Source organism: Cytophagia bacterium CHB2 (assembly GCA_030263535.1).
Taxonomy (GTDB): Bacteria; Zhuqueibacterota; Zhuqueibacteria; order Zhuqueibacterales; family Zhuqueibacteraceae; genus Coneutiohabitans.
The window spans coordinates 1-10,824 of sequence record SZPB01000221.1; the positions used below are offsets into that span (position 1 = coordinate 1).

At 53.0% G+C, this 10,824-nt stretch carries 7 protein-coding genes; 5 read left to right on the plus strand and 2 right to left on the minus strand.

Annotated features, from left to right (window positions below; genetic code table 11):
* From FBQ85_19280 to FBQ85_19290, 3 genes are all read left to right on the plus strand, one after another.
* A partial coding sequence (locus FBQ85_19280; GenBank protein ID MDL1877279.1) for a hypothetical protein occupies positions 1-503 on the plus strand: 503 nt, incomplete at its 5' end.
* A gap of 428 nt (positions 504-931) precedes the next feature.
* Positions 932-4,237 (plus strand): peptidase, encoded by a 3,306-nt coding sequence (locus FBQ85_19285; protein ID MDL1877280.1) that lies wholly within the window; start codon positions 932-934, stop codon positions 4,235-4,237.
* Positions 4,238-4,305: 68 nt separating this feature from the next.
* Positions 4,306-5,373, plus strand: a complete 1,068-nt coding sequence (locus FBQ85_19290) for a zinc-binding dehydrogenase (GenBank protein MDL1877281.1) — start codon at positions 4,306-4,308, stop codon at positions 5,371-5,373.
* Positions 5,374-5,860: 487 nt separating this feature from the next.
* Here FBQ85_19290 and FBQ85_19295 read toward each other — a convergent pair whose 3' ends face one another.
* Complete coding sequence (locus FBQ85_19295) at positions 5,861-6,439, minus strand: class I SAM-dependent methyltransferase (GenBank protein MDL1877282.1); 579 nt, start codon at positions 6,437-6,439, stop codon at positions 5,861-5,863.
* Positions 6,436-8,766, minus strand: a complete 2,331-nt coding sequence (locus FBQ85_19300) for a DEAD/DEAH box helicase (GenBank protein ID MDL1877283.1) — start codon at positions 8,764-8,766, stop codon at positions 6,436-6,438. The genes FBQ85_19295 and FBQ85_19300 overlap by 4 nt, the downstream gene beginning before the upstream one ends.
* A 1,319-nt stretch (positions 8,767-10,085) precedes the next feature.
* Between FBQ85_19300 and FBQ85_19305 the strand changes: the two genes are divergently transcribed.
* Together FBQ85_19305 and FBQ85_19310 are read left to right on the plus strand one after the other, a co-directional pair.
* Entirely contained in the window at positions 10,086-10,286 is a 201-nt protein-coding gene (locus FBQ85_19305; GenBank protein MDL1877284.1) for a hypothetical protein, read from the plus strand.
* 298 nt (positions 10,287-10,584) lie between these two features.
* Positions 10,585-10,824, plus strand: a 240-nt coding sequence (locus tag FBQ85_19310; protein ID MDL1877285.1) for a hypothetical protein, incomplete at its 3' end; no start/stop codon positions are given.

A 10,824-nucleotide genomic window follows, 5' to 3' on the forward strand; every position in this document is an offset into this window, starting at 1 on the left:
ACAGCAAAGGCCATATCGTGAATTTCAAGAACACGATCATCATCATGACCTCGAATATTGGCGCGGACGTGATCATGCAGCGCTTCGAGCACGCCACGGACGAGAATCAGGAGAATATTTACAAATACACCAAAGATGAAGTGCTGGAAATGGTGCGGCGCAGGTTGCGTCCGGAATTTCTCAATCGCGTGGATGAAATCATCATGTTCCATCCGCTGTCCAAGGCGCACATTCGCAACATCGTCGATATCCAATTCAAACGCCTGATAGAAAAAGTGTTGGAACGGCAAGGCATTGCGGCAACGCTGACGAACGCGGCGAAGAACCTGCTTGCCGAGCAGGGCTACGATCCGGTATTCGGTGCGCGGCCGCTCAAACGCCTGATGCAGCGGCACATCATCAACGAGCTGGCCACTCGCATTCTCGGCGGCGAGCTGGCTCAGGGTGACAAGCTGCTCATCGATGCAAAGGAGGGCGAGTTGGTCTATGAAAGGGTTAAATAGAAGTATTCGCGACATAGCTGATACGGTGTTACGTTAATTTGGGCGAATATTGTGATTTGTCATTCCACAGTAATCTGTGAAGTACTCGGCGCGGCGCTTGATACTTCACAAGATTCGTCTAAAGGATATTTCGAGAGGCTGCTTTTACCGATTGGTATAACTGTGAAATGGCGTTGAATAAGCCACTGCCCAGGGGCTGCGCAAATATCGGTTATGTAATTTAGAAGCTGGATATCTCCGTCGGAAAAAGTGCTCGGGAGGCGGCATGTTCGAATAGTCGAAAGAGCAGAATCCTCTTTTATTTCTCTCCCCAACTTCCGCCTTGCTTTGCTGCGCTTCTTTCTTTAGATTCTTTCCCGCGTTTAAACACGGTTTGACCTTCACCTGCTGCGATTCACACCTCAACCGCGCAACGCAAGGAGGCGCAAGTGGCGGAAACTCGCCAGGGTTATTATCACCATCCGACTGTGCAAGACGAGAATGTCGTTTTTATCAGCGAAGACGATTTGTGGAGCGTGCCCCTGAGCGGCGGTATTGCGCGGCGACTCACGAACAATCTTGGCGCGGTGGGGTTTCCGCGCCTGTCTCCCAACGGCGAATGGCTGGCATTCTGTGGCCGTGAAGAAGGCCAGCCCGATGTTTATCTCATGCCCGCAGACGGCGGTGAAATGCGCCGCCTGACATTCCTCGGCAACGTCTCCAAAATTGTGGGATGGACGAAAGACAGCAGCGCGGTGCTGTTTCTCAGTTCGCATCAGGCCACGATTCCACTCGACCGTCCTCTCGTCTATCGCGTTTCGCTCGCGGGCGAATATCCCCAACTTTTCTTGAACAGCCCGACACTCAACCTTTCGCTGCAGCCGGACGGCCCGGGCATGGCGCTGGGCCGCAATAATGATGACAACGCGCGCTGGAAACGCTATCGCGGCGGCACCGCCGGCGAGATCTGGATTGACCATGAAGGCGCGGGCAATTTCGTCAAATTGCCCCTGCCGCGCGGCAATCCCAATGCGCCCATGTGGATCAATGGACGCATCTATTTCACCACCGATCATGACGGCGTCGGCAATCTCTACTCCTGCACTTTAGCGGGCGGCGATTTGCGCGCGGAAACCAATCATCGCGATTTTTTTGTGCGCCATCCGTCCACCGACGGCCGCACCGTCGTCTATCAGGCGGGCGCGGATTTGTACGCTCTCGATACCGCCGCGCGCCAAACGCGTCTGATTCCCATTGCGTGGCGCAGCCCGATGGTGCAAACGCAGCGCAAATTCACCACGGCTTCACGTTACCTGGAATCCTATCATCTCCATCCCAAAGGCCATTCGGTTGCCTTGTCAGCGCGCGGCAAGCTTTTTACCATGCCCAATTGGGAAAACTCTCCATTGCAATACGGCCCGCGCGAGGGCGCGCGCCATCGTTTGGTGCGCTGGCTGCATGACGGCCAGCGTTTGGCGGCGATCAATGATCAAGATGACGGTGAAGAAAAGCTCGTTCTGTTCTCGAGTGAGCCGTTGCACGAGGCCGAGCGCGTTATTGCCTCGCCGCCGGGGAGAATTCAAACTCTCCTGGCTTCGCCCGCCGCGCTGCAAGTCGCACTCACCACCAGCCGCCTCGATCTTTGGGTGATCGACTTGGAAACCGGCAACCGCCGCTGTTTGGATAGCAATCCTTACGCAGAAATCTGTGACGTGACTTACGCCCCCGATGGCCGCTGGCTGGCTTACTGCAAGCCGATCAATGAGAACCAACGCGCCATTTTTTTGTGTGAAATTACCTCCGGCGCGATTCATCAGGTGACGCAGCCGGTGCTGCGCGATTGCCGGCCGAGCTTCGATCCTGATGGCCGGTATCTTTATTTTCTCTCCGCGCGCGTGCTCAATCCCGTCAACGATTCGGTGCAGTTCGTGGTGAGCTTTCCCGGCGCGTATAAGCCCTACCTGCTCACCTTGCGCAAGGAGTTGGCCAGCCCGTTCATTCCATCACCGGCGGCGCCCGGCGAAGAAAGCGCCCCCAAGCTGTCGTCGAATGGCGTGAAAGCCAATGGCAATGGCGTCAAGGTTAATGGCGAGGCTGCTGAGCCGGAAAACGCGGATAAAGCCAAAGCCGAAGAAAAAAAGCCGGAGTCGCTGCACCTCGATCTGGAGGGCATACGCTATCGCATGGTGGAATTCCCGGTGAAGGAGGGATTGTACGGCGAAGTCCTGGGCATCAAGGACAAAGTTGTATTCACCTCCTTTCCGATTCGCGGTCGCGCCGATCTCGGCGATTCTTCTGCGCTCGATGACGACGATGAAAAAGGCACGCTCTGGGTCTATGATTTCACCACGCACAAGCTCGAAGTGATTGCCAGCGACGTGCAATCCATGCAGGTTGCGAACGGCGGCAAAACCTTGAGCTATCGCAGCGGCCGCCGCATTCGAGTGTTGAAAGCGGGCGAAAAGCCGGCGGAAAACAGCGACGCTTCGCCCGGCCGCAAGAACGGCTGGCTCGATCTCAGCCGGGTCAAGCTTTCGGTGGATCCGCGCTCGGAATGGCGGCAAATGTTTCGCGAAGCCTGGCGTCTGCAACGCGAGTTTTTTTGGAATGAAAACATGTCGGGCGTGGACTGGCACAAAGTGTATGATCGCTATTATCCTTTGATCGATCGCATTGCCACACGCGCCGAGTTTTCTGATTTGATTTGGGAAATGCAAGGCGAGCTTGGCACCTCGCATGCCTATGAAAGCGGCGGCGATTATCGCCACCCGCCCTATTACTCCATTGGCCGCCTCGGCGCGGATCTGGTGTTTGACGCCGCGCAGAATCGCTATATCATCAAAAAAATCTTTCGCGGCGATGTCTGGCTCAAGGATAACTTCTCGCCGCTCTGCGCGCCGGGCGCCAACATATCCGAAGGCGATACGTTGCTGGAAATTGGGGGCGTCACCTTGAGCGCCACCGTCACACCCGGGCACCTGCTCGCAAATCAAGCCGGACAGGAAGTGACCTTGACGATTCAATCGCCCGCAGCCGAAAGCAAGCCGCGCAAGGTGATCGTCAAAACGCTGTATTCGGAATACCCGCTGCGCTATCGCGCCTGGGTTGAGCGCAATGCCGCGCGCGTGGCCGAAGCCACCGGCAACAAGATCGGCTATTTGCATATTCCCGACATGGGCACGCAGGGCTTGATTGAGTTTCATCGCTATTATTTGGCGCAATCGAACAAGTTTGGCTTGATCGTCGATGTACGCTACAACGGCGGCGGCAATGTTTCACAATTGTTGTTGGAGAAACTCATCCGCCGGCCGCTGGGATACGATGTGAAACGTTGGGGCGCGCCTGATCCTTATCCTGAACACGCCATGCGCGGCCCGATCGTGACGCTCACCAACGAACATGCCGGCTCTGATGGCGACATTTTTTGCCACAGCTTCAAACTCCTGAAAATCGGGCCGCTCATCGGGAAGCGCACCTGGGGCGGCGTGATCGGCATCGACCGGCGCTACAATCTCGCCGATGGCGGCCGCACCACGCAGCCGCAATACTCATTCTGGTTTGCTGATGTGAAATGGCAGGTTGAAAACTACGGCGTCGATCCGGATATCGAAGTGGATTTCGATCCCAATGCGCACTTGCGCGGGGACGATCCGCAATTGGAACGCGCGATTGCGGAAGCATTGCGCTTGCTGAAGGAAAAAGGCGCAGAGCTTCCCGCATTTGATGAACGGCCGCATCTGCCGCTGCCGGATTAATGATTGATGAGACATTACTGTTTAACCACGGTTTGGCCGTGGTTTTTCGTTTCAGAGGTTTCCAATGATTGCACAATAGGAGAAGCCGTTTGCGCGCCCTCACCTTTCACGGCAAACAAGACATTCGTTACGAATCTGTTCCTGATCCCGCCCTCATATCGCCCTCCGATGTCATCATCAAAGTATATCTCGCCGGCATTTGCGGCTCGGATTTGCATGTTTATCACGAACGCGAAAAAGGCCTGGACTCTGGCACGGTGATGGGACATGAGTTCGCGGGTGAAATCATTGACGTGGGAAGAGAAGTCAAAGATTTCAAGCGCGGCGATTTGGTGTTTGCGCCGTTTACGACGAACTGCGGCGAGTGCTTTTATTGCCGCATCGGATTGACAGCGCGTTGCACACAGAGCCAACTTTTTGGCTGGGTGCAAAACGGCGCGGGCTTGCAAGGCGGGCAGGCGGAGTTCGTGCGCGTTCCCCTCGCCGAGGCGACGTTGGTCAAAATACCTGAGGAGGTATTGCCTGAAGAGGCTTTGTTGTTGGGTGATATTTTTTCCACCGGCTATTTTTGTGCGGACATGGCGAGTCTCCAGCCGGGAGGAACATATGCGGTGATTGGCTGCGGCCCGGTGGGATTGATGGCCATTATCGGCGCGCGTGAGTTGGGCGCAGAGAAGATTTTCGCTATCGACGCCGTTCCCGAGCGGCTGGCATTGGCGCAACGCTTCGGCGCGACCCCCGTCAATTTTCAAAAAGAAAATCCGCTCGAAATCTTGCACGAAACGACAGAAGGCCGCGGCGCTGATGCTGTTATGGAAATTGTCGGCAACGAATCTGCGATGCGCTTGGCGCTGGCGTTGGTGCGGCCGGGCGGCATTATCTCCGTTGCGGGCGTGCACAACGAGGCGCAATTTGCGTTTACGCCCAATGAAGCTTACGACAAGAATCTCACGTACAGAGTTGGCCGCTGCTCCGCGCGCCATTATGCCGAGCGCTTGCTTCCCATTGTACAAAAAAAGAAGTATGATCTGACGGCAATTATTTCTCACCGTTTGCCTCTGCACCAGGGTGTTGCCGGCTACAAGATCTTTGATGAGAAGCTGGAAGGTTGCACGAAAGTGGTTTTAACGCCCTGAGTCGGATACCGCCATCACAGATATTTTGTAAGCTGATTTTACGAACATGAGCTATGCCAGATTTGAGACAAGCTGAAAACCGAAGTTCTGCGGGCGGCGCTTGGAAAAAATTCAGACAAGACTATTATGGGCAAAACCATTCAATCGTTTTGCCCCAAATGGTTTTGACATTGAACTTTCAGTCCCGCCGCTGCAGGATTATTCCAACTTTGAAAAACCAATTGCCCTGCACCGATTTTGATTGTCAAAATTCATTAGATACAGACGAATCGGAGCCACCGAATAAAATTTTCAACGGATAAAAGCAGCCAACGGAGAAATTCTTATGACGAAATCCGTTGGCAGATTTCATCCGTTGGAGAAATGTGTTCATTATTTGCATGAATCAGACTCTTGCGATTTCATAGGCCAGAAGCCAAAAATATTCCAACCACAGCAGCTTGACTGCCTTTGACCAACTGCTCAGTTTTTCATAAATGAATTCGCGCTACGGAAAGTTTTTGATAATGCGATGTTGCGAGCCGTCTTGCAACGTTCGGGTTTGGTAGGTATTGCCAAACTCGTCGCGCCCGGTGAGCGGGGAACTGCTGCCTTCGACATAAACGTTGTCAATAAACACCATTTTGCCGCTGTTTGCCAGCAAGCGATGCCACCCCGCAAGCGTATCGTCAAGGTGCTGCAGAGAAAGGTGTGACCAAATAAAGCCGCCGAATATGGCCTCACAAAAGTTGTTTGCCACAGGCAAGGCGCGCATGTCGGCGAGCGCGAATGTTATATTTGAGTTGGGATATTGCTTTGCCCGCGCGATCGCCAAAACTTCCGGGTTGCGATCCGTTGCCAGAATGGCCTTCGCGGTGGCGCTGAGAGATTTTGTCCAATAGCCGGTGCCGCAACCAATTTCGAGAACATTTCGTTGCGCCAGCTCGGATTGCAACCAGCGCGCGGCAATCGCCAAATCATGCTGCCGTTCCGGCTTGGCATAAATTTTTTCATACTCGCCGGCGCGCTGCGCATAATAGCGCACGAGATCATGATCCGTCATGAGCGCGTGTTGCGTTTGCGTCATTCACCCAGCGCCAACAACTGCAACGCCACAGCCTTGCCCTTCTCGCCGATTTCCAGCATCGGGCCAACGCAGCTCGGGCAGCCGTCTTCACAGCCGCAAGCTTTCACCAATTCGCGCGCGGCAGCCAGCAATTCGGCGTGCATGCCGAACAAGCGCTTGCTGAAGCCGACACCGCCGGGGTGATTGTCATAAATAAAAATCGTCGGCCGTTGTGTCAGCACGGCGCGCGCCTGGGGCACCGCGCGAATGTCACTGCTGTCGCACATCAAGAACACTGCGGCCACGCCGTGCATGGCATGCGCGGCCGCTTTTAAGCCGTCGCCCAGCGCCGACTCCGGAATGTTCAATCGCTGCGCCATGTCTGCTGGCAATTCCCACCAATAAGCCGTGGTGTGCATGCTGATTTCCGGCAATTCCACCGGGCCATAGCCAATATTCTCATGCGAACCGAATTTGAGTTTCTTGAACTTTGTCGTCTGGCAATTCACATTCACTTCGCCATGCGCTATTTTTACCGCCTCACCTGACTCCTGCGCGCGTTTTTCAGGAAGCTCTTTCTCGCCGGGGCTTCGTTCTTCAAAAACTTCCAACACGTGAATACTCGTGTCCGTATGCGCATCGGTATAATAATCGACTTCCACCTGGCGCACGTAAGCCTTGCGCCGGTCCCAATCGAGTTTGTCCACATGAAATTGCCGGCCTTCGTGAATGTAAATGGCGTCGTCGTGCAGCATCACGGGCGCATCGAGCAGGTTCACTTCACCGATCACGCGTTCGTTGTCCGTCGTGTCGATGATAATGACATTCTCGGGCGCCGCCGTGCGCAAACCCACAGCTTCTGCCGGGTACGCATCCGTCATCCAATGCCAGCGGCCTTCGTTGTGATGCAACACCTTGTTCTCTTCGAGATATTCAAGAATCTCCTGCGTGGCATCAACCACGCTGTTGCCATAACCGAACTTCTCACCGTCTTGAAACGGCAATTCGAACGCCCCACATTTGATGTGACTCATCAAAATGACGAGATTGTTGGGATCGACGATGCCGGCTTCCGGTGAGCGTTCGAAAAAGTAATCGGGATGATTGATCATGTATTGATCGATCGGGCTGCTCGAGGCGATCATGAGCGCAAGCGCGGAATCCGAGCGCCGGCCCGCGCGCCCGGCCTGCTGCCAGGAACTGGCAATGCTGCCGGGATAACCCACCATCACACAGGCGGTGAGCTGCCCGATGTCGATGCCCAATTCCAGCGCATTCGTCGACACCACGCCCAACACCTCGCCGCTGCGCAAACCCGCTTCGATGGCGCGGCGTTCCGTGGGCAGATAACCGCCGCGATAGCCGCGAATCAGCTTGGGCGATTGTTGGTTTGCCGCCATGCTTTGCTTGAGATACGTCACCAAAACCTCGACGCGCAAACGGCTGCGTGTGAAAACGATGGTTTGAATCTTGTTCAACAAGAAGCGCATGGCCAGGCTGCGCGCTTCTTTGACCGAGGATTTGCGAATGCCCAGCTCGCGATTCACCACCGGCGGGTTGTAGAGAATGAAATGCTTTTCTCCGCGCGGCGCGCCGTTGTTGTCCACCAGCACGGTTTCCTGCGAGATGATTTGCTCGGCCAGCTCCTGCGGGTTGGCAATAGTCGCCGAACAGCAAATGAATTGCGGTTGCGCGCCGTAAAACTGCGCAATGCGCCGCAACCGCCGCATCAAATTCGCAAGATGACTGCCAAACACGCCGCGATAATTGTGCAGCTCGTCGATCACGACGTAGCGCAAGTTCTCGAACAGCTTGATCCACTTGGTGTGATGCGGCAGAATGCCCTGATGCAGCATGTCGGGATTGGTCACCACAATGTGGCCCGAGCTACGAATGGCCTGGCGCGCCGACACCGGCGTGTCGCCGTCGAACGTGTAGGTTTTGATATCGAAATTGATTTGGTCGCCCAGCAGCCGCACGACATCGTGCAGCTCCACGACTTGATCCTGCGACAGGGCTTTGGTGGGAAAAAGGTAAAGCGCGCGCGCATCCGGATCGGAAATCACGCGCTGCAACACCGGAATATTGTAGCACAGCGTTTTGCCCGAAGCCGTGGGCGTGACCACCACCACGTTTTTGCCTTCCGCAACTTTTGTGATGGCTTCCGCTTGATGCGTATAAAGCCGGGTGATGCCATGTTGGCGCAACGCCTTCGCCAACGCGGGATGCAACGAGTCCGGCAGATCCACCCACTGCGCCGGCCGCGCCGGTAGCGTGCGCCAGTGCGTGACGTTTTGCACAAAATCAGGGTCACTGCGCAGTTGCTCGATGACTTGCTGGAGATTCATTGATTGATTTCGGATTGATGATTGCGGATTGCAGAAAATGCTTTGCTGAACAATCAATAATTTGAGAGAGGCGCCAACTCAAGTTTTTGCTGTTGACGGGCATCGTTTTGCCGCAGAATATTGTCGATGGAGATCAAGTCTTTTGGGTTGAACTTGACGCCAGCAAAGGCGCGGCAAAATTAGACAACTATTCGCAATAAGGCAAACTTTTTCTCAAACGCAAATTTGTCTCGCGGTTATGCTCACCGACAATGCCCTCAAAAAAAGTCATGAACCGGCAGCTATTGTAGATTTTTGCCTAATGTTGGCAGAATGTGGATAACTTTCTCGGATCTATTGCGCCAAAATGATACAGTTTATTGTTGCATAAAGTTAATATTCGCAGTATCGTCCAAAAGTCTGCCCGAAGACGTACGGTTCGTCTCAATTCTTTAAAATGTTAACCGGATTTTAACCATCTTAGTATTTTAAAAATAAAATCTTATTGACTCGAATTCAAAGGTCATCTAGGTGTAGTGGTATTAATGCCGCGACACACAATCTAAAGTATTTCAGCCTCGATTTCGATTAAAAATTTTTTCCACAGACAGTAATTGACTCGTTTTTGACCGCTTCTCTGGGGTTAGCAAATGTGGATAACTTGTGCGCAAAGATTTTTGCCTCGGTTATGGGGGAGCTAAGCGCATCTGTGCTGCCAGATTACTGCGAGGGATCATATTTACACCATAGCGGATGTTTTTGGAGATTCTCTCTATAATAAGTCTCAACGCGAATAGGGACGAATAAACACGTATTTTAAAATTGGCGAAGATTCGTGTTCATTCGCGGTTTCAAAAATGAAGACGGATCGACGATTAAATAACTTTCTTAATCTCCAACCGCGAATAGACGCGAATCATCGCGAAATAAAAAGCATTAGCGGCCATTCGCGTTGATGAGCGGTTTAAAGAAACTGAAGAAAAAGAATCACAAGCAGATTATTTAGATCTTCAGTGAAGGTAGAGTTTGAAAAGGTAGACGATTGATCTTTTCTCAGTAACCCAAATTTCTTTGCAGCCGCATGAAGCAAGGGCATCGCTGGTCGGAATATATCGAGCAGCGGCTAAACTCAAAGATTTGCCCGCGATCAAGCTCAGACATCGACCTCAGTCGCCTGACTTTGAAGCCAAAAAACTCACTTTATGGCATCCAGAAAGCCGTGTGTCCGACTTTGGGGCGCCGGAACTTTCCCTTGCTGAAGTTCCTTTGAATTGGTTATATTGCCCCGGGAACAATTCAAGATAGGAATTTGTTTATTTACTACGATTTCAAGTGCTTGCATGCTCGACTATTGGCGAAACAGGTTAACCGGGAAAATTTTATTGCGCTTTTTGTATATTGCCATCAGCCTTGGCGGGATTCTTTACGAATTCCTAAAAGTGCAACCGGTTCGCTGGCCATTGATTGCGGGTTATAGCTTCATTATTATAGCAATGATTTTTGCCATAAGGCAGCGACACAATGCCGAAGAAAGCGCTTAATAAGGATTGTCGATTAAATAACATGCCCAAATCTCAAACCGCGAATGCACGCCAATAAACGAGAATTTTAAAATTAGCGAATATTCGCGTTTATTAGCGGTTCCCCAAATGAGTAAGTTATTTAAATGGCGTTCCTAAGCCAATGCCATCTGCGCCCTCAATAACACCTGCGCTGCCTGAGTGTATTGATGCCTACGGTGGCTGAGCTTGTCGAAGCCTGCGGTGGCTGAGCTTGTCGAAGCCTGCGGTGGCTGAGCTTGTCGAAGCCAATATCTATAATTCTTAACTCCGATCGGTTATGAAAACACACGTCGTACGCGTTCTCCTTTTGTTGTTAATTGCCGCGTTATCCCGGGCCGCCGAACCGGATGCGAAACTCGTGCAAGCGAATGCGCAGCAAACCACGATTGATCTCAAGCTCACCGGTTTCAAATTTGATACGCTGCGTGTTGGCGGCGCCATGTTGGGCGTCATTCAGAAATTTGCCAATAGCTTTTCCGCGGAAAACCCCGGCGCGCCGGATTTGCCTCATCGTGTT

Excerpts from the sequence above, each read along its gene's own strand:
- FBQ85_19300 (MDL1877283.1), bottom strand. The coding sequence starts at position 8,766 with ATGAATCTCCAGCAAGTCATCGAGCAACTGCGCAGTGACCCTGATTTT.
- FBQ85_19295 (MDL1877282.1), bottom strand. The coding sequence starts at position 6,439 with ATGACGCAAACGCAACACGCGCTCATGACGGATCATGATCTCGTGCGC.
- FBQ85_19305 (MDL1877284.1), top strand. The coding sequence starts at position 10,086 with ATGCTCGACTATTGGCGAAACAGGTTAACCGGGAAAATTTTATTGCGC.